The sequence below is a fragment of the Grimontia sp. NTOU-MAR1 genome (assembly GCF_035758505.1).
Taxonomy (GTDB): domain Bacteria; phylum Pseudomonadota; class Gammaproteobacteria; order Enterobacterales; family Vibrionaceae; genus Enterovibrio; species Enterovibrio marinus.
Window position 1 is genome coordinate 2,732,945 of sequence record NZ_CP142108.1, and the last position, 22,272, is coordinate 2,755,216.

Sequence of the window (22,272 nt, forward strand, 5' to 3'; positions counted from 1 at the left end):
CCTGTTATAGGCCATAGGCCTTCCTCAATAAGGTCATGGGGTGAATGGGTTTTTCCACCTCGGCGAGTTTGGCAATATGCGCGCCAGCCATTGGGCAGTCACTGGCAAAATAATCGGCGTTTGCTTGCTTCACTTTCTTCGCTACCGGACGACCGATTTTTACTGCTTTGTCATGGGTTTCCACTTTGACTGCATAAGTACCATCGTGCCCAGAGCAACGCTGCTCTGGAGCGACCTGGGTATCAGGCACTAAGCGCAGGAGCTCTGCGGTTTTAAGACCAATGTTTTGTACTCGCAGGTGACAGGCGACGTGGTAACTGATGTCACCGAGCGGGGTATCAAACTCTATGTTGAGCTTACCTGCTTTGTGGCGAAGCATAAGGTATTCGAATGGGTCATAGAATGCATCACGGACCTTGGCGACATCCGGATCATCAGGGAACAAGAGCGGAAGTTCCTGCTTGAACATCAGTACGCAAGATGGCACTGGCGCAATAAGGTCGAACCCTTTTTCCAACATGGCCAGAAGCTGCGGAATATTTTCTTCTTTAGCGCGCTGCACGCTTTCAAGATCACCTAATTCCATCTTTGGCATGCCGCAACAGCGTTCTTTACCCACCACTTCGATATGGATGTTGTTCTTCTGGAAAACTTTATAGAAGTCTTCCCCAAGTTCTGGGCTGTTGTAGTTTCCGTAACAAGTAGTGAACATGGCGACTTTGCCCGTGGTTTCACCAGCCGGTTCCGCCGATATGGTTTTCGCCATCGGGGCGACACGTTTACGCATGGTTTTGCTGTCGTATTTCGGCACGATCGCGTCTTTGTGAACGCCAGCTTTTTCTAAAATACCGCGAAATGTGCTGTTTTTGTTCATGGTATTGACGGTGACATCGACAATTGGAATGGTCGCCACGCCACCGACGAAATCTGTGCTGGACAGCAGCTTGTCCCTTAACGATGCACCTTCTTCATGGAACTTGACGGCTTTGGCACGCAACATCAAATGTGGGAAATCAATTTCCCATTCGTGCGGCGGCACATAGGGGCATTTGGTCATGTAGCACATATCGCAGAGGTAGCATTGGTCTGCGACTTTCTGGTAATCCTTTTTGTCGACCCCGTCGACTTCGAAGGTTTCTGATTCGTCGATAAGATCAAATAGGGTAGGGAAGGAATCGCAAAGGCTGACACAGCGACGGCATCCATGACAAACATCAAAGACGCGCTCCATTTCCGCTTCGAGCTTTTCGCGATCGTAAAAATCTGGGGATTGCCACTCAATGGCGTGGCGTGTGGGGGCTTCAATGCCTCCTTCGCGTTTTTCTTTCATGACGTGTCCTGCTACTGGCTCTGCCAAACTACGTGGCATCAACTGTACGTTGGCGTCACATGCGCCTGTCGGTTAAGTAAGGGCGGAAAACCGCCCTTCGAAGCGACTAGCTGTCGAGGTTATCGAGTGCTTTCTGGAAGCGATTTGCATGACTGCGCTCTGCTTTAGCGAGTGTTTCAAACCAGTCAGCGATTTCATCGAAACCTTCGTCGCGTGCCGTGGCAGCCATGCCCGGATACATATCGGTGTACTCATGGGTTTCACCGGCAATCGACGCTTTGAGGTTTTCTACGGTATTACCCATAGGTAAACCCGTGGCAGGGTCGCCCACTTCCTCTAGGTACTCTAGGTGCCCGTGTGCGTGACCGGTTTCACCTTCTGCGGTTGAGCGAAAAACAGCGGCGACATCGTTGTAGCCTTCAATGTCTGCTTTTGATGCGAAATAGAGATAGCGACGGTTTGCCTGACTTTCACCGGCAAAGGCGTCTTTTAGGTTTTGCTCGGTTTTGGTTCCTTTCAGTGACATGGCTCTGTCCTCTTTTATGACATTGTCTTGCTTCTATTGGTTAAAAAATAACCAATACACTTAAGTTAAGGACAGGTTCGTTATTCGGTCTAATGAATAAAAACGTAATCTGCCATCGTATTTTTCGATAACAGATTACGTCTTCAAATTAAGGGAAGAGGAGAGTGTTAGCTGATTTTGCCGGTTTCAATGAGCTGCTGAATAAGAGGACGAATAATTAGTTCCATGGCGAAACTCATCTTGCCGCCCGGCACAACCAGGGTGTTATGACGGGACATAAAAGATCCTTGGATCATTGAAAGCAAGTAAGGGAAATCGACTTTCTTGATGCCGCGGAAACGGATCACCACAAAACTTTCATCCAGGCTTGGGATGCCTTTTGCGTTGAGTGGATTCGAAGTATCTACCGTTGGGACACGCTGGAAATTGATATGGGTTCGGCTGAACTGCGGTGTGATGTAGTTCAGGTAGTCGTCCATCGAACGAACAATGGAATCCATCACCGCTTCGCGAGAATGCCCACGGTCGCGGGTGTCGCGGACAAACTTCTGGATCCACTCCAGGTTTACGATTGGCACCATGCCAATCAGCAGGTCGACGTGCTGGGCGACGTTAATCTCGCCTTCTACCACACCGCCATGAAGCCCTTCGTAGAACATCAAATCAGTGTTTTCCGGCAAGTCCTGCCAAGCAGTAAAGGTTCCCGGCATTTGGTTGTAAGGAACGGCTTCGTCAAAGGTGTGAAGATAGCGACGGAACTGGCCCGTGCCTTCCTCACCGTATTCCTTGAAGAAAGATTCAAGCCTAGGAAAGTCGTTGGCAGTGGGGCCGAAGTAACTGATATGACGGCCCTGTTCTTTGGCTTTACGGATTTCCACGTCCATTTCAGGACGGGTATACCGATGAAAACTGTCACCTTCCACCCAGGCAGCGCTAATCTTCATCATGTTGAAAATCTTGCGGAATGCATCTGAAGTGGTGGTCGTCCCTGCACCGGACGAACCGGTAACTGCAATAATGGGGTGCTTTGCAGACATGACAAGCCCTGTCAATTTAGAAATATGGCAACAGTTAACAGGGTCTCGGTGGCTTGGTCAAGCGATGGGTATTAGGCAAGTGATCGCACAGGTTTGATATCAACCGTTTCATGCAATTCCGAAAATACCACAACTACTTCTTTGTTTTTGAGCAGGCTGAAGACTTGTTCTACCTTATCGTCAAAACTTGCTTCCTGCTCCCCATAATCCGTGCCTTCACGCAGCACAAAGTGCTCAACTAGGTTTCTCAGGGTCTCTTCGGGGATCTCTTGCCATGGAACGATCATGATGGCTTTACCTACTACAAAAACGGTGCCGGAAGGTGGCATTAAACACGATATCAGTGCTGTTATCGTGATTGAACATATTCTCTAAAGCCACCAATTCTATCGCACTGTTGTCAAAAAGGTAGCGGTAACCCAGCGCAAATTCGTGCACCAACGCATTAAGCTCACCAAGCCCTGCCTTGTCTGCCTTGCCTAGCGATATCAGGTATTCGCCAATTAATTCGTGGTGTTCAAACCATTGGTATTGATAACTGACCCCTGCGTTAATGCCCCAGGGTTTAATATCAACAAAATGTTGCTGTTTGTCAGGCCGGTGGATGAGTGACACCATAGCGGTCAGACGGTGCTTCTCTCTTTGGTAGCCATAGTTGAGCTGAGCGGACTGCTCGAAGGATGTGTTGTGAAACACGCCATGGTTGACCCGGTTGAAGAACAGGGTAACACCCGTACTTATGGCGTGGTGCACGTCTTCATAAAGTGTCTGCTCGCCATACAGATTGATAGCGCTGAGTAAGGGATCGCCGTTGAAGTTTTCAGCTGGTGCATCCATGGTACTGGGTACATAGATATAGAATCTGTCCTCATCGACTTCGGTGCGCCCATTTTGGTCGATGCCAAAGATGCTGTGAAACTTTTCCGTCAGGCCATCTAATCGGTTGTTGGCTGCATAGCGGTATTGCAGCCAAACCCCGACCCGTTTTCCCTCGTCCAGTGCGTGAACAAAGCCAGCCATAAACTGGTTGTGGTAGTAGTCGAAGTTGTATTCCTGTGAAGGTGCCCAAACACTGCCAATGGCGGCCGAGGCAAAGACATCCGATTCTCCCGCTTTCAATTGAAAGGGATCTTGGAGTATCGGTGTGAGCCCAGTGGTTTGCAGCGGTGCCTGACTTTGGGCAATCAGTGGACCAAAGTGCAAAGGGTCTGTTTTTTCTGCCTGAATAGTGAAGGGTAGCCACAAAAGCAGAATTACAGCGTTGCGAGATATTGCCATCATCCACCTCTCTCGCCCTGCTTTCTTGGTGTTATGACGCCGTTATCCGGCGTTAATTTGCAGGGCTAACCAGTGTGGTACCTCTCTTTCTAACCAGAAGTCTGGCGCTTGCAAGGTACCGGAGACAAACCCGACGTGACCGCCATGTTCGGTCAGGTGATAGTCAATGTTGCCCGGGAGTGGTGATTTTGGGATCACCGCTTCCGTCATAAAGGGATCATCTTTAGCATGGATCACTTTGAGCGGAGTCGCAATTTCCTGCAACACACCTAAACCACTGCATTGGCGATAATAGTCTTCAGCATCATTGAATCCATGCAGCGGGGCCGTGACGGTTTGGTCGAACTGATACAGGTTCGATATCATCACTTTCTCCCCGCTTTTCCAATGTCCGATTTGCGGATGACGTACAAGCTTTTTACTGAGTGTGCGGTTCATTGAGCGAAGTAGATACGCTTGATAGACGCGGGAAAACCCCTGGCGAATGCGGCTGGAACAGGCAGCCAGATCCAAAGGTGGACTGATGACACATCCTGCTTTAATGATGGGATCGTCTTTAAACTCTGCCAGATAGCGCACCAGCATGTTGCCACCGAGGGAAACGCCGGTAGCGACTTTGGCGTTTTCAGGGAATCGCTGTTTGAGGTACTCGAGGAAAAAGCGCGCATCGCCGGTTTCTCCTGAGTGATAGCTGCGTGGCATTTTGTTCAATGAACCGCTGCAACCGCGAAAGTGCATTAAAACGCCGACCCAGCCTTGTTGCTTGAAGGCGTTGAGTAAACCGTTAGCGTAAGGGCTGTAAAAGCATCCGGCAAGACCGTGAAACAGCACCACGATAGGTTTGTCACCGACAGTTGTCGGGTCTTGTGTCCAACTGATATCCAGAAAATCCCCATCCGGCGTTTCTAAGCGTTGCCAGACAGGTTCAAAGACCGCTTTCCTGCGCAAAAAGCGCGGAAGCAGGGTTTGGACATGTGGGTTCTTGCCGCCTTTCATCGGCACGAAAGGCTTGCTTGCTGTTTGTTCCATTTCTCTCTCTTACAACGCAAATTCAGTCAGTGGTGGATTCGCCAACAGCTTGGCGAGCTTCTCGCAGCCCTGTTCAAGTAACTCACGACTAGGTGGGGCGCTCACAGCAATTCGCACCGTCGGTGGTGCGGAATATCCTGCGGGGACAAACAGTTCTGACGATTTCAGCTCTAGACCTTCTGCTTTGCTCGCCGAAAGAAACTCACTGAGAGACCAACCTTCGGGCAATGTTAGCCAGCCGTGAAATGCGTTAGGGTGGTAACGCATCGACTCAGTACCAAGATAGCGGGTGACGATTTCCCACCGTGTTTCCATTTCAGTACGAATGGTGTCAAGGATCTGGTTTGCTGAGCCATTCTCCAAAAGGATTGATGCCATGGCGGTTAAAAGCGGGCTGATCATCCAGCTGTGGTTTTGCAGTGCGTTAACGAAGTGGGGATAGATGCGTTCCGGCAGATGCAGGAAGCCCAGACGAAGACCGGGCGCCAGTGTCTTCGCCAGCCCACCGATATATATCACATTGTCAGGCGCCAGATTGACCATCGGTGAAGGCCGTTCACGGGGAAGCAGGCCATTGATGTCATCTTCCACGATCATCAGTTGCTGTTGTTCACACACCTCGATGAGTGCCTGTCGGCGTGCTTCACTCATGGTCGCTGTCGTCGGGTTTTGCAGAGTTGGCGTGAGGTACACCAATCTCGCCTGATATTGCTGGCAGGCTGCGCTTAAGGATTCTGGCAACATGCCTTCATCATCCATCTCTACGGGCTTCACCGTGAGTTGCAGCTGTCTGGCAAGACTAAGTAAACCGGGGTAAGTGAACTTGTCGGTAAGGATAGTATCCCCGGCTCGGCAGAGGGTCATCAGGCAAAGCTGCATGGCATTTTGCGCGCCGGAGCAGAACAGCAAGCGCGACGGATCGGCGTTCACCTTATGCCCATTCAACCAGTCGGCCAGAATTTCACGGTGACGCACAATGCCGGAAGGAGGCTGATACAGCATCAGACTGTTGAGTTCCTGCGGGTGGGCAGCAAGTTGCTCCAATGCTTCTGCGAAGAGATCGGCACGGTTAATCGTTGGCGGCACGTTGTAGCCAAAGCTCAGCACATCTTGTCGATCAGGATCGGAAAAAGACCAAAGTGGGCGGTTGTTCTCGCAAATGTAGGTGCCTGCACCGACTTTGGCTTCGACAATGCCTCGCCGCTCCGCTTCTGCATACGCGCGGGTGACTGTTCCTACCGTGACTGACAACGCATCCGCCAGCGCACGGTGGGTAGGTAACTTGGTGCCGGGTGCCAGTTCTTTGGTCGCCACTTTCTCCGCTATGGCATCGGCAATCTGCCGATATATGGGAGCCCCGGATTTGTCTAATGCAATATTGATGATTGTCATGGTGACAATAAACCTTTTGATCGCTTTTTTGATCCCTGTTAGCGTGAATATTGAACAGTAAATAGGTCAATTTCAATTTTTAACTTGAATTGTATCGATACAATGTGAGCAGGGAGACAATTCATGATGGAACTATCTTTTCTGGCGACACTGGCGCTTTTTGCGGCGACCATGACGGGGACGCCAGGACCAAACAACATGATGCTGACAGCATCGGGAGCTAACTTTGGATTCAGACGCACTGTGCCTCATCTTATTGGTATTTCCCTTGGTGTTGCGTCTTTAATTGGCGTGGTTGCAGCAGGATTGGGAGCGGTGTTTCAACTCTATCCTTGGGTACAGGAAGGGATGAAGCTGCTGGCCAGCGCTTACCTGCTTTATCTGGCATGGCGCATTGCCAAGGCGGGGGCACCTTCTGAAGATGCTTCCAGCGATCGCCGGCCGATGACCCTGATGGAAGGAGCATTATTTCAGTACGTCAATCCCAAGGCGTGGGCAATGGCGGTGAGTGCGGTGGGTACCTTTACCTTAGCGGGCGGAGACTATTGGATATCTTCCATGGTGATTGTCATTACTTTTCTCATAGTAGGCTTGTCTCTGACATCTATTTGGGCGGGCTTTGGCGTCTGGGTGGGGAAAGTGCTGTCTTCAGAAAAAAGCTGGAAAGTGTTTAACCGCGTGATGGGCACCCTGACCGCATCCTGCTTAATCTTTATTTGGTTGTAAGCAGGGAGTCTCGTATGTCTGTACTTAATTTTTCTTACGCCACCATCAAAGATGCCGAGAAATTCGGCGAGTATGTGTTAGCGGCCAAAGTGCTGCTCGACCAAGCTGGTGTGGAAGTGGTGGTTCGAGGAAATTGCGTGGGGGCTTTCCGGGGTGACAAAGCGGAAGAGCATGTCACCGCCGTTTTTCGCTATCGGGATGTTGAAGCTGTCGAACGTTTTTACGCTTCTCCGGCGTATCTTGAATTGGTGCCACTTCGTGATGAAGCCTGTGAGATGACGATAGTCCTTTACGACGAGCAGGTATGAAGTCCTTTCATCAACGCGGGATAAAGGTAATGTGCATCCCCATCTAACTGCGAACAGTACATCTCCAGAGAGGAAGAGGCGTTTTCTTCCCAAACTTGCTGGTTTATACAGGTGAGCAATTCCTGCTGCTGGAACTTCTCTAATGTCAGCTCATAGTTAAGCATTTTCTGGTAAGCCCCGCGTGAGAGCTGCGGTTTGAGATCGCGCCGTATCAAGCGATAGCGCGTGAGCAGGGTTTCTGACTGAACCAATGATTGGCGCAGTTGAGCGAGTGATGAGGCCGAAAGGGAAAACCCGGCGTCTTCCAGCCAGGCTAATAGCAGCGCGAGATTCACATTGCCTTTGAACTGATCCTGAAGTTTAAGGCAGGCGTGTTTGACCTCTTGCTGTCCGTAATGATGCAGACAAAATTGCCACAGCCCATCGGCTGTGGCTTGCTGTTTTAGCGGCCTTGGAACTCCGCTTCCATTTGCTCCAGTTGTTCCTGAAGATCCATCCATTCCAGTTCGACCTCTTCGAGCGATGATTTCGCGTCTGCCTGCTGGCGTAGCAATTCGGTAAGTTTCTCTTTGTTGGACGCTTCATAAATAGAAGGTTCCGCCAGTTGAGATTCTACTTCAGCAATTGTTGCAGAATACTTTTCAAGTTTTGTATCCAGCGTGTCAATTTTCTTGCGGATAGGCGCAGTCTGCTTGCGAAATTCTGCTTCCAGACGTTTTTGTTCTTTACGTGCTGCTTGAGTATTTGCACCTGCGGGTTTGGCGTTTTCTGCCTGCTCCTGACGACGCTCAGAGCGCTGCAATTCATTCAGCCACTGATGGTAATCATTCAGGTCGCCATTGAACGGCTCAACCTTACGGTCATGCACCAGATACAGATCGTCAGTGGTTGCACGGAGCAGGTATCTGTCGTGGCTCACGATAACCATGGCGCCTTCAAACGATTGCAGTGCCATCGTCAGTGCAGCGCGCATGTCCAGATCAAGGTGGTTGGTAGGCTCATCGAGCAGCAACAGGTTCGGTTTTTGCCAGACAATTAATGCCAGCACCAGACGTGCTTTTTCACCGCCAGAGAAAGGCGCAATCACATCCAGCGCTTTATCACCATGGAAGCCAAAGCTGCCGAGGTAATCGCGAAGCTGTTGCTCTGTCGCTTCCGGTGCCAGACGCATCATGTGCTGGATGGCCGTTTCATCATCACGTAGCGTTTCCAACTGATGCTGGGCAAAGTAACCAATCTTCACACCCTGCGAATAACGCAGCTCACCAGCCTGTGCGGGTACTGTGCCGGAAAGCAGTTTGATGAGCGTTGATTTACCTGCGCCGTTACGGCCAAGCAGACCAATACGGCTACCTGGCACCAGATTCAGGAAGATTTTTTCCAGAATCATGGTGTCGCCATAGCCCGCGCACACCTCTTCCATCATAAGAATAGGATTAGGCAGGGCAGACGGCTCGCGGAATTCGAAACTGAACGGGTTATCAAATTGTGCTGGCAGCATTTTTTCCATGCGCTCGAGCGCTTTAATCCGGCTTTGCGCCTGACGGGCTTTACTGGCCTTGTAGCGGAAGCGGTCAATGTACGACTGCATGTGCGCCATTTGCTTTTGCTGCTTCTGGTACATCGCCTGTTGCAGGATAAGCTTTTCTGCGCGCATGGTTTCGAAGGCAGAGTAATTTCCCGTGTATTCGTTCAGCAGGTCGTTTTCGATATGGATGATGCGGTTAACCACGGGGTCAAGGAAATCGCGGTCATGGGAAATGAGTACCAGTGTGCCGCGGTAGTTTTGCAGCCACTTTTCCAGCCACATCACGGCGTCCAAATCCAAGTGGTTGGTCGGTTCGTCGAGCAGCAGTAAGTCTGAGCGACATAGCAGTGCCTGTGCGAGGTTCAGACGCATACGCCAACCACCGGAGAACTGGGTGAGGTTCCAGCTCATCTGGTCCTGACGGAAGCCAAGACCGTCCAGCAACTCTGCCGCGCGGGCGCGAATGCTGTAGCCGCCGACGGCATCAATTTTGTCGTGAAGGGTGGCGACCTTGTGGCCGTCATCCGCTTCTTCAGCAGCACGAAGGGCCTGCTCCAGTGCGCGGTATTCGCGGTCCCCGTCAATCACATATTCAATCGCTTCACGTTCCAGCGCCGGGGTTTCCTGCGCTACCCACGCCATTTGCCAGCCGCTTGGGAAGTTACAACTACCCGCATCAAGGGACAGTTCGCCTTTTAGCAAAGCAAACAGGGTCGATTTACCGCAGCCGTTTTTACCGACCAGACCGACTTTGTCTCCCGGGTGGATAGTGGCAGACGCATTGTTGAGCAAAGGTTTGCCACCACGAAGTAGCTGAATATCAGAAATAGTGATCATGACTCTTGGCGGCTCCGGCCGCAGGAATGTGGGGTCGAAAAACTGGCGCTGTTATATCACATGGCGGCGATTTACTTAAGAGAGGCGCAAAAATGGGCCATAGCAGAGCGATGAAATGCGGGATGATTTACCGTATGGTTGAAGGATGACGCTCAAAGCCGCAGAGTCTGCGGTTTTGTGTCAGAATAAAAAGACTATAAAAAATACTGTGTTACCTCTTCGCTCTTCAAATTGGGCGTTGGAAAGCTTACAAGGATTTTGCCGCCAAATGGGAACCCCGACAACATCGTTATTCAAATCGAAAGTACTGGTGGTGTTTGCTCACCCAGATCCATATGAATCTATCGCTAACAAGCGGATGATTGATGCGGCCCGTCAGTTTGAGCATGTCAAAGTGCATGATCTCTATGCAGCCTATCCTGACTTTATTATTGATGTTCACCATGAGCGTGAACTTCTTCTAGAACACGATGTGATTGTGTTCCAGCACCCGCTTCAAATGTATTCCTGCCCCTCGCTCCTTAAAGAATGGATTGACGTGGTACTCGGTAAAGGCTTCGCCCATGGTGGTGGTAATGCGCTCGCCGGGAAGATTTGCCGCTTTGTTATCACCACGGGTGGTGCAGCGGAAGCTTTCAGCCAAACTGGCTATAACAAGTACAGTATGGAAGAGCTACTACAGCCGTTTGAACTGACTGCTCTCCTTTGCCAGATGCGTTGGGTTGATCCGCTGGTACTACACTGGGCACGCCGTGTGACGGATGAAGACAGGGAAGCCCACGCTGAACTCTATGCGGACTGGCTCTGTCACCCAGTATCGGAGGTGGTGTAATGGGGCAAAACTACCTTCTCGATGCACTAATATTCCTTGCCGCGGCGGTCGTGGCGGTTCCTCTTGCCCAGCGTCTTGGTATTGGCTCTGTGTTGGGGTATCTGATTGGCGGGGTGGTAATTGGTCCCTGGGGGCTTGGTCTTATTACTGATGTGGAGGCCATACTGCACTTCGCCGAGCTTGGTGTGGTGTTACTGCTGTTCCTTATTGGCCTGGAACTGAACCCAAAGAAGCTATTGCAGATGCGACGGCCGATACTTGGTTTGGGTGGTTCTCAGGTCTTTATCAGCACCGTAGTAATTGCCCTCATCGCCTATTCTTGGGGTGTCGGTCGTGTTGATGCCTTGGTTGTTGGGATGGGCTTGGCGCTTTCATCGACCGCCATCGCAATGCGTATTATTGAAGAACAACGCCTGATGCGCAGCGAAGCAGGGCAATCAGGTTTTGCGGTGCTGTTGTTCCAAGATATCGCAGTTATTCCGATGCTGGCGATCCTTCCTGCCATGGCTGGTGGTGCAGGCGGCAGCTGGCTAGATGTTGGTATCATGTTGGGTGCGATATTGGTGCTCTTGGTCGGTGGCCATTACCTGTTGCGTCCATTACTGCGTTGGGTCGTGCTCAGCCGCGTGAAAGAGATGTTCACTGTCACGGCTCTGATGCTGGTGATAGGTATTGCCATTGGCATGCAGTCACTCGGGCTTTCTATGGCACTTGGTACTTTCCTTGCGGGTGTACTGTTGGCGGAGAGTGAATACCGCCATGAGCTGGAAATTGCCATTGAGCCTTTTAAGGGATTGTTACTCGGTCTTTTCTTCATCGCAGTCGGTATGGCGGTAGATCTTGGGTTATTGCTCGAATATCCGCTAGAAATTTTATCTGCGGTCGCAGCCTTGATTGGCGTGAAAGCTGCCATTATATATGGGTTAGCCCGAGTCTTCGGTGGCAGCGAAAAATCCCGCAGTCACGTTGCTTTGCTGCTTAGCCAGGGCGGAGAATTTGCGTTTGTTCTTTTCACTGCCGCGCGCAGTGAAAACCTGCTTACACCAGAGCTCAACGCTTTCCTGCTGGTGGTAGTGAGTCTGTCTATGATGACGACGCCGATATTGCTGATGCTGCAATCCAAATGGTTTGCCCGTACCATGAATGCGGAAGCCGAGATGCCAGCGGAGGAGCGATTCAATCACGAAGGAGCACGCGTTATCATCACAGGCTTTGGCCGTTTTGGTCAGGTGGTGGGGCGACTGCTGTTCGCCAATAAAATCAAGCTGACCATCCTAGAACGGGATCCTTCCCAAATCGCCTTGCTCCGTAAATTTGGATACAAGGTGTATTACGGAGATGCCACACAGCTTGATTTACTCAGAGCGGCAGGCGCGGCAACGGCAGAAGCGATTATTGTCTGCGCGGATTCGCCGGAAGAGGTGATGGAAATTGTTGAACTTTGTCAGCAACATTTCCCGAACTTGAAGGTGCTAGCAAGGGCTAGAAGCCGTGTTGAGGCGAACCAGTTGCTCGATCATCACGTGGTGGGCTTTTCCCGCGAAACTTTTTTAAGTGCGCTTGATTTAGGTAAACAGACATTGATCGCACTGGGTATGCACCCGTATAAAGCCAAACGCGCAGAGGCATTTTTCAGAAAACTGGATGAGATGCGATTACACGAGATGCAGCCCCACCATAGTGAAGATTCCATGGCTGCATCCCGTACCAAAGAGGCACGGGTGGAGTTAGAAGAGCTATTCGACCTCGAAATGAAAGGGGATACTGAACGTCACCAGAGCTGGAACCGGGATAGTTAGCCCTTTAATCATTAAGTACCAAGGCAAGGAAGTACATGGCCAAGAAACGATTTATCGCTGGCGCAACCTGTCCCTCTTGCAGTGCAACGGATACGATGCGTTGGTGGCAAGAACACCACGTAGAGGTAGTGGAATGTGTGCAGTGCGGTCATACCGACAGGCGCTCACCGATGTCTGCGGAAGAGAAGCAGCCTGTCGCGCAACAGCAGGATGCTCAGGTAATAGGGATATTTAAACCGCAATAACGAATCCCATAGTCGAAGTCAGTTTATTTATGTATTATCGGCGCCGAAATGAGCAGGTGTCGCCGTGTCGACACCCTTGAACCGCTTCCGGAGTTAAGATGAAAATCACTAAAGACGTGGTAGTAAGCATTGCTTACCAAGTGAAAAATGAAGACGGCATCGTGGTTGACGAATCAACCAAAGAAATGCCACTGCAGTACCTGCAAGGTCACAACAACCTGATCGTAGGCCTGGAAAATGCACTGGAAGGTCGCGAAGCTGGCGAATCTTTCGAAGTGACTGTTGCGCCGGAAGAAGCGTACGGCGAATACCTGGATGCAATGGTTCAGCGTGTACCTGCTGACGTGTTCCAGGGCGTTGACGAAATCGTTGTTGGTATGCGCTTCCTAGCGGATACTGACCAAGGCCCAATCCCAGTTGAGGTGACTGATGTTGACGGCGATGAAGTCGTGGTTGACGGTAACCACATGCTGGCTGGTCAAACCCTGACGTTCAATGTGGAAGTGGTTGAACTGCGTGCGGCGACGGAAGAAGAAATCGCACACGGTCACATCCACCAGTCTGGCGGCTGCTGCGGTGGTAACGACCATGACGACGAAGGCGGTTGTTGTGGCGGCGAAGACAAAGGCGACGACCACGAATGCTGTGGCGGCGGTGGCTGCGGCTCTCACTAAGCCTAGACTTGCAGCTATTTCTGGCTGCAGAGTCTGAAAAGAAAGCGCTAATCGATCAGTCGGTTGGCGCTTTTTTATTATGCAATTTCATATTAATCTCATCGGATATCCACTCTCACTTCGAAAGGAATCATCATGACACGCCCCTTTTCTATCGCCATACACGGTGGTGCTGGCACCATTGAACGCCGTCTGATGACGCCAGCGCTGGAAGCTGCTTATCGTAAAGCACTGGCGCAGTCAGTGATGGCAGGGTATGCCGTGCTGGAACAAGGTGGATCTGCGGTTGACGCGACAGTCGCCGCTGTGACAGTGATGGAAGACAGCGAGCTTTTCAACGCAGGCAAAGGGTCGGTACTTACACATGACGAAACCGTTGAGATGGATGCTTCGGTCATGGATGGCAGAAACCTTGAAGCCGGCGCGGTAACCCTGATTCGTCATATCAAAAACCCGATACAACTTGCCCGTGATGTGATGCAAAAAAGCCCCCATTCGATGTTGTCGGGTGAGGGCGCGGAGTCCTTTGCGTTCAAAGCGTGCGGCTACGAGTACGTCGAGCAGGATTACTTTTTCACGGATCGTCGCTACAACGAGCTGAAAACGATGAAAAAAACCGGCGGCGTTGCATTGTCAGAAGCCCGCTATCCGGATGAAAAGAAACACGGTACTGTCGGTGCGGTGGCGCTCGACAAAGAAGGCAATCTGGCCGCTGCAACCAGCACGGGCGGACTCACCAACAAGCGCTGGGGCAGAGTCGGTGATACCCCAATCATCGGTGGGGGCAACTATGCCCGCAACGGTAATGTGGCGGTTTCAGCAACCGGTATGGGCGAACTTCTGATGCGCTGCACAGTTGCAGGCGATATTGCGGGACGCATGCAATATGGTAAGGCATCTATCGAGCAAGCTTGCCGCGATGTGATTCATGGTGATTTCCTGAGCCTTGGCGGAGAAGGTGGTGTGATTGCCATTGATGCTGACGGACAGGTGAATTTCGAATTAAATTGTCCGGGCATGTACCGCGCAACGGTGAACGAGAAAGGTGAAGCGTTGGTGGCTATTTTTGCGGACGAAGAGCTTCAGATCCTAGGAGCTGTTGACCTTTGGTGATGATTTTTGCAGCAGTTTGTGGGGGTTTTATGCAAGGCAGAGGCTTTGATGTGTAGCTGGCCTACATGAAAAGCTGATAACGCAGCAGAAATTCCCCACAAACGCTGCCCGAAGGGTTCGACTGCGCGTCCCGTACTCTAAGCGTTTTATGCTTTGTTGAGGTGTATTTGCTTAGAATGACTAGGCGGCACAGACCTAGCCGCGCCTAAAACGCTTATAGCGAGAACAAAATTTAACCACCAAAGGTCAACAGCCCCTAGTAATGCGGTGGCGGTGTTTCTTCCGATATGCTGGCAATATTTGCCGGCTCCATCGCTTTCAGCTTGGTTACCAAAAAGGTTATTTGCGTTGCCATCTTGTCGATGGCTTTTTGCTGCTGGGTGATCGCATCATTCAGCTCTTCAATCGTGTGCTCCTGAAAAGCCTGTTTGATCTCCAGATCGTCAATTTGTTTCTGCAGACGCAGTTCTGTCTCGGTCATTTTGGTATCTCAAATTACTCTGCTATCCACGCCTGAGCGATACCGGCGGAAGTGCCGGAAATCACGCGACCAGTTGGATCGATGGCGACATCATACACGACTGCACTGGGTGGACGCGTATTTTGTTGCTCTTCCGCCAGCCAGCGGCCCAGGTTATCACCGCTTTCTACATCCCAAAACTCCACTCGCCGCCCTGGTGTACCGGTGACCAGTTTGGTGCCATCATCAGAAAAACGTGCAGCTGAAAAGTTGGGATGGCGGTGGAACATATTGAGCTCGGTTTTCGGCTCGCCCGTCGATAAATCCCAGATAATAGCGGTGTCGTCACCATCGGCTGAAAAAGCAAACTTACCAGTGCGGTGAAGCTCTACGCGGGTAATGCGGTGTTCGTGGGGAAACTCATTAAGGATTTGCCCGGTCTCGGTGCTCCAGAAAAAGGCATTGTGGTCGTTACCGCCTGACATGGCGAATTTTCCATTGGGTGCTAGCGACACACTGTTCACTTTATCTTGATGGGCAAGGAACTCTAAGCGTCTTCCAGTGCCTAAGTCCACGAAAAGGGCTTTGCCATTCGAAAGGGCAAGCAGGACTTTTTCGCCGTTATTGCTGATATCAACGTCGCGGATGACGCCGTCGGAAATCGACCACAGACCTTCGGCTTGTCCCCATGCCAAATCCCATACTGCAAAGTTTTGTGAGGTGGCAGTAATGGCATAGCGGTTGTTGTCAGAGATTTGGCTGACGAGCACGGTATTTTTATCCGGGTCCTGATCGCCGAATTCGGCCAGCTTCTTGTTCTGCACCAGATCCCATAAATCAATGCCTTGGGAAGTGGATGCAATGAGTGCGAACCGGCCGTCGCGGCTAAGGCTGAAACTGGTGACACCGTCCGGATCGAGCGTCCAGCGCTGGGCTTCATGGGTAGAGTGAAAGCAGCCGTAAAGTGCTAACAGTGTCAGAAATAAGCAAATTGTGCGGACGAATTGTCGCATTGCCCTTGTGTTCCTTATCTTGGACCCCTATAACGTCGAGTATATTGATCGTTTCGGGCTTTCGCATCGTTATCGCGTAAGCGAGTAAAAGAAATGTGGGTTTTATACCAACGGAGTCACTAATGAAATCAGTTTTTAAAATGTCGCTGCTGGCAGCCACTGTTGCACTGGCCGTCGGTTGTCAGGAAGAAGCGAAAGACGAAACCGCAAAAGTTGAAGCACCGGTAGCGGTTGAGACCGTGGCTTTTGCAACAGAAGATGACAAAGCGGCATATGCGATTGGTGCGTCGCTGGCGCAGTACCTGAAAGCCAATCTGGACCAACAGGAAGAGCTGGGCTTGTCATTGAGCAACGATTTGGTTCTGCAAGGTGTGCAGGACGCATTTGCAGACAAATCAAAGCTGACTGAAGAACAAGCGCAGTTGGCGTTGCAAGCCTTGGATCAGCGTGTTGCCCAACTGGCTCAGGACAAAGCACAGGAAAAAGCAGCAGAAGCAGTAAAAGCGGGTGAAGACTTCCGTACACAGTTTGCAAAGACTGAAGGCGTTAGCACCACAGACTCCGGCCTGATGTACCTGGTAGAAACAATGGGTGAAGGCGACAAGCCAGCAGCTGAAGACACTGTTGTGGTTCACTACAAAGGCACCTTGACTGATGGTACCCAGTTCGACAGCTCTTACGACCGCAACCAGCCAGCGACTTTCCCGCTGAACCGCGTTATTCCGGGCTGGACGGAAGGTGTTCAGTTGATGCCAGTGGGCTCTAAATTCAAGTTCGTTATCCCGCCTGAGCTGGCATACGGCTCTCAGGACACGCCGGCGATTCCTGCCAACTCGACCTTGGTGTTTGAAGTTGAGCTGTTGGAAATCAAAGGTAAAGGCGAAGAAGCGAAAGGTTAATCCTAACGCTGCACCTTTGCTTACAAAGAGAACCCCGGCTTTTGTCGGGGTTCTTTTATTTTCTTGACCTAAGTCTGTTAGACTTATCGCTAGATTTTAAAGTTTGTAGCTTTCGTTTATCTTTGCCTGCGGTAAACGAAATCCATCACAAAGGAAGATAAACCTGTGGTATCGACAGACAGCTTTGGTGCGGACGTGATCGTCGAAAGTGATTTTATCGAAAGTAATCCTTTTACTGACACTGATCGCGTGATATTGAAATCTTATGAAGCCGTGGTAGATGGTCTTGCAGCCCTGATTGGTCAGCACTGTGAAATCGTGTTGCACTCGCTGGAAGATTTGAACACCTCAGCTATCAAAATTGCCAATGGTGAGAACACCGGCCGCCAGGTGGGTTCGCCTATTACTGATCTGGCACTGCGTATGCTGCGTGATATTGAAGGATCTGAACGAAACTTCTCACGTGCTTACTTCACGCGTGCTAAAGGCAATACCCTGATGAAATCGATCACAGTAGCTATTCGGAATGCGGACAATCGTGTGATTGGTCTTTTGTGTATCAATATCAACCTAGACGCGCCGTTCTCTCAAGTGCTGCAAGCTTTCATGCCAACGGAAGAAGCGCGCCAGGCCGTATCTTCCGTGAACTTCGCCAGCGACGTGGATGAGCTGGTGGACCAAACGGTTGAACGCACTATCGAAGAGATAAATGCGGACAAGTCAGTATCGAATAATACTAAGAACCGGCAGATTGTGATGGAGCTATTCGACAAGGGTATTTTTGATATTAAAGACGCCATCAATCGCGTAGCGGACCGCCTTAATATCTCTAAGCACACGGTGTATCTCTACATCCGTCAGCGAAAAGGTGAGGATGGCGAAAAATGAGCCTGAGTTATGTGCTGGTCGTGAATGGTCCGGTATACGGACGCCAGTCATCACTGACCGCGTATCGCTTTGCCAAAGCGCTGACTGAAAACGGACACACGTTAACGCGTGTGTTTTTTTACCAGGACGGCGTGTCTAACGCTTCTTCGTTAACAGTGCCGGCCAATGATGAGTTTGACTTGGTCGCCGCCTGGCAATTGCTGTCAAAAGAAAGTGGCGTTGAACTGGAAACCTGTGTTGCTGCGGCACTGCGTCGCGGTCAGGTCAGTGAAGAAGAAGCCAAACAGCATGCACTGGTCTCCTCTAATATGGCAGACGGCTTTTCCCAAGCTGGTCTTGGCGCACTTTCAGAAGCCTTGTTGACCGCTGACCGCGTTATTCAGTTCTAGGTGCTGTTATGAAAAAGTTAGGTTTTGTTTTCTCTTCTGCACCCCATGGAAGTGCTTCTGGCCGTGAAGGGCTGGATGCAGTGCTGGCAACTTCCAATTACAGTGAAGACTTGGTGTTGTTTTTTGTCGGTGATGGTGTGATGCAACTGCTGGCAGATCAAAAGCCGAGTGATGTACTGAGCCGCGACTATATTTCTACCTTCAAAATGCTTTCACTGTGTGACGTGGAAGAAATCTATGTTTGTGCAGACTCATTGGCTGATCGTGGACTGAGTGAGCATCCGCTTGTTATTGAAGTAGAAAAATCCTCATCAACAGACATTGCAGCCTCACTGGGCCGGTGCACCAAAGTGCTCCAGTTCTAAGGAATAACAATGCTTCATACTGTGAATACCTCCCCTTACGCGTCATCAGCTCTGGCGAATTGTCTGCGATATTCTGAGAAAAACAGTGAGATCCTTTTACTCGAAGATGCAGTTGTCGCCGGGATCCTTGGCGGGCAATGGGTGGAAAAACTTATTTCATCTGGACGCAGAATTTATGTGCTTCAGGAAGATGCTATCGCCCGTGGCATCGAGCAGAAAATAGTATCACAATTTGAACTTATTGATATGGAAGGGTTTGTCGAGCTGACGGCCCGGCATGTCACGCAAATGAAATGGTGATTTAGCTGTCTATCTACTAGCGTAAAAGCTTGGGAATGTAGCGGTTATAAAACGAACAACGCAAAGATCGTTGTATAAATCTTGACACCCAATTTGACGACGCCTAAAATTTCGCGTCCCTACTTTTGTGGGGCATAGATTTTTCACACTTATACGTAAGTAATATCAGGAGCTATTTAATGGCAACTATTAACCAGCTGGTACGCAAGCCACGCATCAAGCAAGTTGCAAAAAGCAACGTGCCTGCGCTGGAAGCGTGTCCGCAAAAACGTGGTGTATGTACTCGTGTTTACACCACTACTCCTAAAAAACCTAACTCGGCATTGCGTAAAGTTTGTCGTGTTCGCCTGACCAACGGTTTTGAAGTGACTTCATACATCGGTGGTGAAGGTCACAACCTGCAAGAGCACTCAGTTGTTCTGATCCGTGGTGGTCGTGTTAAAGACCTTCCAGGTGTGCGTTACCACACCGTTCGTGGTGCACTTGACTGTGCAGGCGTTAACGACCGTAAACAAGGTCGTTCTAAGTACGGTGTGAAGCGTCCTAAGTCTTAATGGAATCCGTTAAGTAAGGCCAAACACTAATTAATTTGTAATTTTGAAAAAACTGAAAAGTTTTGGATAAAACCTGAAGAAGACAACGGAGAATTTCCATGCCACGTCGTCGCGTAATTGGTCAGCGTAAAATCCTGCCGGATCCTAAGTTCGGATCAGAGCTGCTGGCAAAATTTGTAAACATCGTAATGGTTGACGGTAAAAAGTCGACTGCTGAAAAAATCGTTTATGGTGCACTGGACATCATGGCAGAACGTTCTGGTAAAGATCACCTGTCTGTGTTCGAAGCCGCTCTTGAAAACGTACGCCCTGCGGTAGAGGTTAAATCTCGCCGTGTTGGTGGTTCAACTTACCAAGTGCCAGTAGAAGTACGTCCTGTACGTCGTAACGCTCTGGCGATGCGTTGGTTGGTTGAAGCTGCGCGTAAGCGTGGTGAAAAATCTATGGCTCAGCGTCTGGCTAACGAAATGCTGGATGCATCTGAGAACAAAGGTACTGCTGTTAAGAAACGTGAAGACGTTCACCGTATGGCAGAAGCGAACAAAGCATTCGCTCATTACCGCTGGTAATACCTTTTTAGGCGCGACCTCGGTCGCGCCTAAACCACACTCTAAGGATACCCTTAGTAAGAGGATACTACTGTGGCTCGTAAGACCCCTATTGAGCGCTACCGTAATATTGGTATTTGCGCACACGTAGACGCAGGTAAAACTACAACAACAGAGCGTATCCTGTTTTACACCGGTCTTTCTCATAAAATTGGTGAAGTGCACGATGGTGCAGCAACCATGGACTGGATGGAGCAGGAGCAAGAGCGTGGTATCACCATCACCTCCGCTGCGACTACAACTTTCTGGCGCGGTATGGATGCGCAATTCCCTGAGCATCGCATCAACATCATTGATACCCCAGGACACGTTGATTTTACCATTGAGGTAGAGCGTTCCCTACGCGTATTGGATGGTGCAGTAGTTGTATTCTGTGGTTCTTCCGGTGTTGAACCTCAGTCAGAGACCGTTTGGCGTCAAGCTGACAAATATGAAGTTCCTCGTATGGTTTTCGTCAATAAGATGGACCGAGCAGGCGCAGATTTCCTGCGTGTGGTCGAGCAGATTAAAGCTCGACTGGGCGCAGCCCCAGTGCCAATTCATTTGAATATCGGCGCTGAAGAAGACTTCCGCGGTGTTATTGACCTTATCAAAATGAAGGCGATTAACTGGAGCGAAGCTGACCAGGGTATGAGCTTCACGTACGAAGACATCCCGGCAGACATGCAAGAGCTGGCTGATGAGTGGCACCAGAATCTGGTAGAAGCCGCTGCTGAAGCAAACGAAGAGCTGATGGACAAGTACCTCGAAGAGGGTGAACTGACCGAAGCTGAAATTAAGCAAGCTCTGCGTGAACGTACACTGAATAATGAAATCGTACTGGCGACTTGTGGTTCTGCATTTAAGAACAAAGGTGTTCAGGCGGTTCTTGATGCTGTTATTGAGTTCCTTCCTTCCCCTGTTGACGTAAAAGCGATCAAAGGTGAAGACGAAGATGGCAACGAGATCGAACGTCACTCTGACGACAACGAACCGTTTGCAGCTCTGGCATTTAAGATTGCTACAGACCCATTTGTGGGCACTTTGACCTTCCTGCGTGTTTACTCAGGTGTGGTCAACACTGGCGACACTGTGTACAACTCAGTGAAGCAAAAGCGTGAGCGTTTCGGCCGTATTGTTCAGATGCACTCAAACAAGCGTGAAGAAATCAAAGAAATTCGCGCGGGTGACATTGCAGCGGCCATCGGTCTGAAAGACGTCACTACAGGTGACACCCTGTGTGCGCAAGAATCAAAAGTGGTTCTTGAGCGCATGGAATTCCCTGAACCAGTTATTCAGATCGCTGTAGAGCCACGCTCTAAAGCAGACCAGGAAAAAATGGGTATCGCGCTGGGCAAACTGGCGGCAGAAGATCCATCATTCCGCGTTGAAACCGATGACGAGTCAGGCCAGACCCTGATCTCAGGTATGGGTGAGCTTCACCTGGACATCATCGTTGACCGTATGCGTCGTGAGTTCAGCGTAGAATGTAATGTAGGTAAGCCACAGGTGGCATACCGCGAAACCATCCGTGGATCGGCTGAAGTCGAAGGTAAATTCGTCAAGCAGTCTGGTGGTCGTGGTCAGTACGGTCATGTTTGGCTGAAACTGGAGCCAGCTGAGAAAGGCGAAGGTTTTGTCTTCGTCGATGAAATCGTTGGTGGTGTGGTACCGAAAGAATATATCGGCGCTGTTGCTAAAGGTGTTGAAGAGCAGATGAGTAGCGGTGTACTCGCTGGCTACCCAGTACTTGATATCAAAGCAACGCTTTTTGATGGTTCGTACCATGATGTTGACTCCAACGAAATGGCGTTTAAGATCGCTGCATCTATGGCATTCAAGAAAGGTGCACTTGAAGCGCAACCTGTCATTCTTGAGCCAATGATGAAAGTGGAAGTTACCACTCCAGAAGACTGGATGGGTGACGTAGTGGGCGACCTGAACCGTCGTCGTGGTCTGATTGGCGGTATGGATGAAGGTCCTGCCGGTTTGAAGATCATTCGCGCGCAGGTGCCACTGGCTGAGATGTTTGGTTACGCAACTGACTTGCGTTCAGCGACTCAGGGCCGCGCATCTTACTCTATGGAATTCAGTGACTATGCTGATATTCCTAAGAACATCGCTGATTCAATCATCGCAGAGCGTTCTTGATTGATAGGTGGT

General features: G+C 50.4%; 26 protein-coding genes. 15 read left to right on the forward strand and 11 right to left on the reverse strand.

All coding sequences use genetic code 11. The annotated features are described in order from the left end of the window. Nucleotides 1–4 precede the first annotated feature (4 nt). The 7 genes from VP504_RS12600 to VP504_RS12630 form a co-directional block, all read right to left on the reverse strand. Nucleotides 5–1,330: a heterodisulfide reductase-related iron-sulfur binding cluster gene (locus VP504_RS12600; RefSeq protein ID WP_325891484.1), complete on the reverse strand. Its 1,326-nt coding sequence runs from the start codon at nucleotides 1,328–1,330 to the stop codon at nucleotides 5–7. Nucleotides 1,331–1,436: 106 nt separating this feature from the next. Next, on the reverse strand, nucleotides 1,437–1,856 hold the full coding sequence (locus VP504_RS12605) for a rubrerythrin family protein (protein WP_062667065.1): 420 nt from the start codon (nucleotides 1,854–1,856) through the stop codon (nucleotides 1,437–1,439). Nucleotides 1,857–2,023: 167 nt separating this feature from the next. Next, nucleotides 2,024–2,893 (reverse strand): phosphoribulokinase, encoded by an 870-nt coding sequence (locus VP504_RS12610; protein WP_251877191.1) that lies wholly within the window; start codon nucleotides 2,891–2,893, stop codon nucleotides 2,024–2,026. Nucleotides 2,894–2,964: 71 nt separating this feature from the next. Further along, nucleotides 2,965–3,180, reverse strand: coding sequence for a YheU family protein (locus VP504_RS12615; RefSeq protein ID WP_325891485.1), 216 nt, complete (start codon nucleotides 3,178–3,180; stop codon nucleotides 2,965–2,967). Between the two features lie 7 nt (nucleotides 3,181–3,187). Then, nucleotides 3,188–4,174 (reverse strand): DUF3187 family protein, encoded by a 987-nt coding sequence (locus VP504_RS12620; protein ID WP_325891487.1) that lies wholly within the window; start codon nucleotides 4,172–4,174, stop codon nucleotides 3,188–3,190. Nucleotides 4,175–4,213: 39 nt separating this feature from the next. Further along, complete coding sequence (locus tag VP504_RS12625; protein ID WP_325891488.1) at nucleotides 4,214–5,200, reverse strand: hydrolase; 987 nt, start codon at nucleotides 5,198–5,200, stop codon at nucleotides 4,214–4,216. 9 nt (nucleotides 5,201–5,209) lie between these two features. Further along, nucleotides 5,210–6,592, reverse strand: a complete 1,383-nt coding sequence (locus tag VP504_RS12630; protein WP_325891489.1) for an aminotransferase-like domain-containing protein — start codon at nucleotides 6,590–6,592, stop codon at nucleotides 5,210–5,212. Between the two features lie 123 nt (nucleotides 6,593–6,715). Here VP504_RS12630 and VP504_RS12635 point away from each other — a divergent pair, with 123 nt between their 5' ends. After that, nucleotides 6,716–7,318, forward strand: a complete 603-nt coding sequence (locus VP504_RS12635; protein ID WP_325891490.1) for a LysE family translocator — start codon at nucleotides 6,716–6,718, stop codon at nucleotides 7,316–7,318. A 14-nt stretch (nucleotides 7,319–7,332) separates the two neighbouring features. After that, nucleotides 7,333–7,626 carry a DUF1330 domain-containing protein gene (locus VP504_RS12640; RefSeq protein ID WP_046307184.1) on the forward strand — a complete coding sequence of 98 codons (294 nt, stop codon included), beginning with the start codon at nucleotides 7,333–7,335 and terminating at the stop codon, nucleotides 7,624–7,626. On the opposite strand, the gene VP504_RS12645 is transcribed toward VP504_RS12640, so the two are convergent. Together VP504_RS12645 and VP504_RS12650 are read right to left on the reverse strand one after the other, a co-directional pair. Continuing rightward, nucleotides 7,608–8,126 (reverse strand): TIGR02444 family protein, encoded by a 519-nt coding sequence (locus VP504_RS12645; RefSeq protein ID WP_325891491.1) that lies wholly within the window; start codon nucleotides 8,124–8,126, stop codon nucleotides 7,608–7,610. The two genes, VP504_RS12640 and VP504_RS12645, sit on opposite strands and share 19 nt — an antisense overlap. Then, nucleotides 8,069–9,991, reverse strand: coding sequence for an ABC transporter ATP-binding protein (locus VP504_RS12650; RefSeq protein ID WP_325891492.1), 1,923 nt, complete (start codon nucleotides 9,989–9,991; stop codon nucleotides 8,069–8,071). Before VP504_RS12650 ends, VP504_RS12645 begins: the two co-directional genes overlap by 58 nt. A 268-nt stretch (nucleotides 9,992–10,259) precedes the next feature. On the opposite strand from VP504_RS12650, the gene kefG reads away from it, so the two are divergent. The 5 genes from kefG (at nucleotide 10,260) to VP504_RS12675 (ending at nucleotide 14,654) form a co-directional block, all read left to right on the forward strand. Further along, entirely contained in the window at nucleotides 10,260–10,823 is a 564-nt protein-coding gene (kefG, locus tag VP504_RS12655; RefSeq protein ID WP_325891493.1) for a glutathione-regulated potassium-efflux system ancillary protein KefG, read from the forward strand. Then, a complete protein-coding gene (gene kefB / locus VP504_RS12660) occupies nucleotides 10,823–12,622 on the forward strand; it encodes a glutathione-regulated potassium-efflux system protein KefB (RefSeq protein ID WP_325891495.1) in 1,800 nt (599 codons plus the stop codon). The genes kefG and kefB overlap by 1 nt, the downstream gene beginning before the upstream one ends. A gap of 35 nt (nucleotides 12,623–12,657) precedes the next feature. Next, nucleotides 12,658–12,867: a YheV family putative zinc ribbon protein gene (locus VP504_RS12665; RefSeq protein WP_002535178.1), complete on the forward strand. Its 210-nt coding sequence runs from the start codon at nucleotides 12,658–12,660 to the stop codon at nucleotides 12,865–12,867. 98 nt (nucleotides 12,868–12,965) lie between these two features. Continuing rightward, entirely contained in the window at nucleotides 12,966–13,541 is a 576-nt protein-coding gene (slyD, locus tag VP504_RS12670; RefSeq protein ID WP_325891496.1) for a peptidylprolyl isomerase, read from the forward strand. A gap of 135 nt (nucleotides 13,542–13,676) precedes the next feature. Continuing rightward, complete coding sequence (locus VP504_RS12675) at nucleotides 13,677–14,654, forward strand: isoaspartyl peptidase/L-asparaginase family protein (protein WP_325891497.1); 978 nt, start codon at nucleotides 13,677–13,679, stop codon at nucleotides 14,652–14,654. Nucleotides 14,655–14,910: 256 nt separating this feature from the next. Here VP504_RS12675 and VP504_RS12680 read toward each other — a convergent pair whose 3' ends face one another. Both VP504_RS12680 and VP504_RS12685 read right to left on the reverse strand, forming a co-directional pair. After that, on the reverse strand, nucleotides 14,911–15,135 hold the full coding sequence (locus VP504_RS12680) for a SlyX family protein (protein ID WP_325891498.1): 225 nt from the start codon (nucleotides 15,133–15,135) through the stop codon (nucleotides 14,911–14,913). 14 nt (nucleotides 15,136–15,149) lie between these two features. Further along, on the reverse strand, nucleotides 15,150–16,127 hold the full coding sequence (locus VP504_RS12685) for a WD40 repeat domain-containing protein (RefSeq protein ID WP_325891499.1): 978 nt from the start codon (nucleotides 16,125–16,127) through the stop codon (nucleotides 15,150–15,152). Between the two features lie 122 nt (nucleotides 16,128–16,249). Here VP504_RS12685 and fkpA point away from each other — a divergent pair, with 122 nt between their 5' ends. The 8 genes from fkpA (at nucleotide 16,250) to fusA (ending at nucleotide 22,260) form a co-directional block, all read left to right on the forward strand. Beyond that, on the forward strand, nucleotides 16,250–17,026 hold the full coding sequence (gene fkpA, locus VP504_RS12690) for an FKBP-type peptidyl-prolyl cis-trans isomerase (RefSeq protein ID WP_325891500.1): 777 nt from the start codon (nucleotides 16,250–16,252) through the stop codon (nucleotides 17,024–17,026). A 165-nt stretch (nucleotides 17,027–17,191) separates the two neighbouring features. After that, nucleotides 17,192–17,914, forward strand: coding sequence for a helix-turn-helix transcriptional regulator (locus VP504_RS12695; RefSeq protein WP_002535169.1), 723 nt, complete (start codon nucleotides 17,192–17,194; stop codon nucleotides 17,912–17,914). Next, entirely contained in the window at nucleotides 17,911–18,303 is a 393-nt protein-coding gene (gene tusD / locus VP504_RS12700; RefSeq protein WP_325891501.1) for a sulfurtransferase complex subunit TusD, read from the forward strand. The genes VP504_RS12695 and tusD overlap by 4 nt, the downstream gene beginning before the upstream one ends. 8 nt (nucleotides 18,304–18,311) lie before the next feature. Next, nucleotides 18,312–18,668 carry a sulfurtransferase complex subunit TusC gene (gene tusC, locus VP504_RS12705; RefSeq protein ID WP_325891502.1) on the forward strand — a complete coding sequence of 119 codons (357 nt, stop codon included), beginning with the start codon at nucleotides 18,312–18,314 and terminating at the stop codon, nucleotides 18,666–18,668. Between the two features lie 9 nt (nucleotides 18,669–18,677). Continuing rightward, on the forward strand, nucleotides 18,678–18,968 hold the full coding sequence (gene tusB / locus VP504_RS12710; protein ID WP_325891503.1) for a sulfurtransferase complex subunit TusB: 291 nt from the start codon (nucleotides 18,678–18,680) through the stop codon (nucleotides 18,966–18,968). A 179-nt stretch (nucleotides 18,969–19,147) separates the two neighbouring features. After that, a complete protein-coding gene (gene rpsL, locus VP504_RS12715; protein ID WP_002535163.1) occupies nucleotides 19,148–19,522 on the forward strand; it encodes a 30S ribosomal protein S12 in 375 nt (124 codons plus the stop codon). A 98-nt stretch (nucleotides 19,523–19,620) separates the two neighbouring features. After that, the gene (rpsG, locus tag VP504_RS12720) at nucleotides 19,621–20,091 is read left to right on the forward strand and encodes a 30S ribosomal protein S7 (RefSeq protein ID WP_002535161.1); all 471 of its coding nucleotides are present in this window, start codon (nucleotides 19,621–19,623) and stop codon (nucleotides 20,089–20,091) included. Nucleotides 20,092–20,163: 72 nt separating this feature from the next. Next, on the forward strand, nucleotides 20,164–22,260 hold the full coding sequence (gene fusA / locus VP504_RS12725; protein WP_325891504.1) for an elongation factor G: 2,097 nt from the start codon (nucleotides 20,164–20,166) through the stop codon (nucleotides 22,258–22,260). The last annotated feature ends 12 nt before the right edge of the window (nucleotides 22,261–22,272 follow it).

What these genes read in the sequence shown, in the direction of transcription:
- VP504_RS12645 (WP_325891491.1), bottom strand. Translation starts at nt 8,126, where the DNA reads ATGGATGGATCTTCAGGAACAACTGGAGCAAATGGAAGCGGAGTTCCA.
- VP504_RS12610 (WP_251877191.1), bottom strand. Translation starts at nt 2,893, where the DNA reads ATGTCTGCAAAGCACCCCATTATTGCAGTTACCGGTTCGTCCGGTGCA.
- VP504_RS12650 (WP_325891492.1), bottom strand. Translation starts at nt 9,991, where the DNA reads ATGATCACTATTTCTGATATTCAGCTACTTCGTGGTGGCAAACCTTTG.
- VP504_RS12630 (WP_325891489.1), bottom strand. Translation starts at nt 6,592, where the DNA reads ATGACAATCATCAATATTGCATTAGACAAATCCGGGGCTCCCATATAT.
- tusB (WP_325891503.1), top strand. Translation starts at nt 18,678, where the DNA reads ATGCTTCATACTGTGAATACCTCCCCTTACGCGTCATCAGCTCTGGCG.
- rpsG (WP_002535161.1), top strand. Translation starts at nt 19,621, where the DNA reads ATGCCACGTCGTCGCGTAATTGGTCAGCGTAAAATCCTGCCGGATCCT.
- rpsL (WP_002535163.1), top strand. Translation starts at nt 19,148, where the DNA reads ATGGCAACTATTAACCAGCTGGTACGCAAGCCACGCATCAAGCAAGTT.
- kefB (WP_325891495.1), top strand. Translation starts at nt 10,823, where the DNA reads ATGGGGCAAAACTACCTTCTCGATGCACTAATATTCCTTGCCGCGGCG.
- tusC (WP_325891502.1), top strand. Translation starts at nt 18,312, where the DNA reads ATGAAAAAGTTAGGTTTTGTTTTCTCTTCTGCACCCCATGGAAGTGCT.
- VP504_RS12625 (WP_325891488.1), bottom strand. Translation starts at nt 5,200, where the DNA reads ATGGAACAAACAGCAAGCAAGCCTTTCGTGCCGATGAAAGGCGGCAAG.
- VP504_RS12685 (WP_325891499.1), bottom strand. Translation starts at nt 16,127, where the DNA reads ATGCGACAATTCGTCCGCACAATTTGCTTATTTCTGACACTGTTAGCA.
- VP504_RS12680 (WP_325891498.1), bottom strand. Translation starts at nt 15,135, where the DNA reads ATGACCGAGACAGAACTGCGTCTGCAGAAACAAATTGACGATCTGGAG.
- tusD (WP_325891501.1), top strand. Translation starts at nt 17,911, where the DNA reads ATGAGCCTGAGTTATGTGCTGGTCGTGAATGGTCCGGTATACGGACGC.
- VP504_RS12605 (WP_062667065.1), bottom strand. Translation starts at nt 1,856, where the DNA reads ATGTCACTGAAAGGAACCAAAACCGAGCAAAACCTAAAAGACGCCTTT.
- slyD (WP_325891496.1), top strand. Translation starts at nt 12,966, where the DNA reads ATGAAAATCACTAAAGACGTGGTAGTAAGCATTGCTTACCAAGTGAAA.
- kefG (WP_325891493.1), top strand. Translation starts at nt 10,260, where the DNA reads ATGGGAACCCCGACAACATCGTTATTCAAATCGAAAGTACTGGTGGTG.
- VP504_RS12640 (WP_046307184.1), top strand. Translation starts at nt 7,333, where the DNA reads ATGTCTGTACTTAATTTTTCTTACGCCACCATCAAAGATGCCGAGAAA.
- VP504_RS12675 (WP_325891497.1), top strand. Translation starts at nt 13,677, where the DNA reads ATGACACGCCCCTTTTCTATCGCCATACACGGTGGTGCTGGCACCATT.
- VP504_RS12615 (WP_325891485.1), bottom strand. Translation starts at nt 3,180, where the DNA reads ATGATCGTTCCATGGCAAGAGATCCCCGAAGAGACCCTGAGAAACCTA.
- VP504_RS12620 (WP_325891487.1), bottom strand. Translation starts at nt 4,174, where the DNA reads ATGATGGCAATATCTCGCAACGCTGTAATTCTGCTTTTGTGGCTACCC.
- VP504_RS12635 (WP_325891490.1), top strand. Translation starts at nt 6,716, where the DNA reads ATGATGGAACTATCTTTTCTGGCGACACTGGCGCTTTTTGCGGCGACC.
- VP504_RS12665 (WP_002535178.1), top strand. Translation starts at nt 12,658, where the DNA reads ATGGCCAAGAAACGATTTATCGCTGGCGCAACCTGTCCCTCTTGCAGT.
- fkpA (WP_325891500.1), top strand. Translation starts at nt 16,250, where the DNA reads ATGAAATCAGTTTTTAAAATGTCGCTGCTGGCAGCCACTGTTGCACTG.
- VP504_RS12600 (WP_325891484.1), bottom strand. Translation starts at nt 1,330, where the DNA reads ATGAAAGAAAAACGCGAAGGAGGCATTGAAGCCCCCACACGCCACGCC.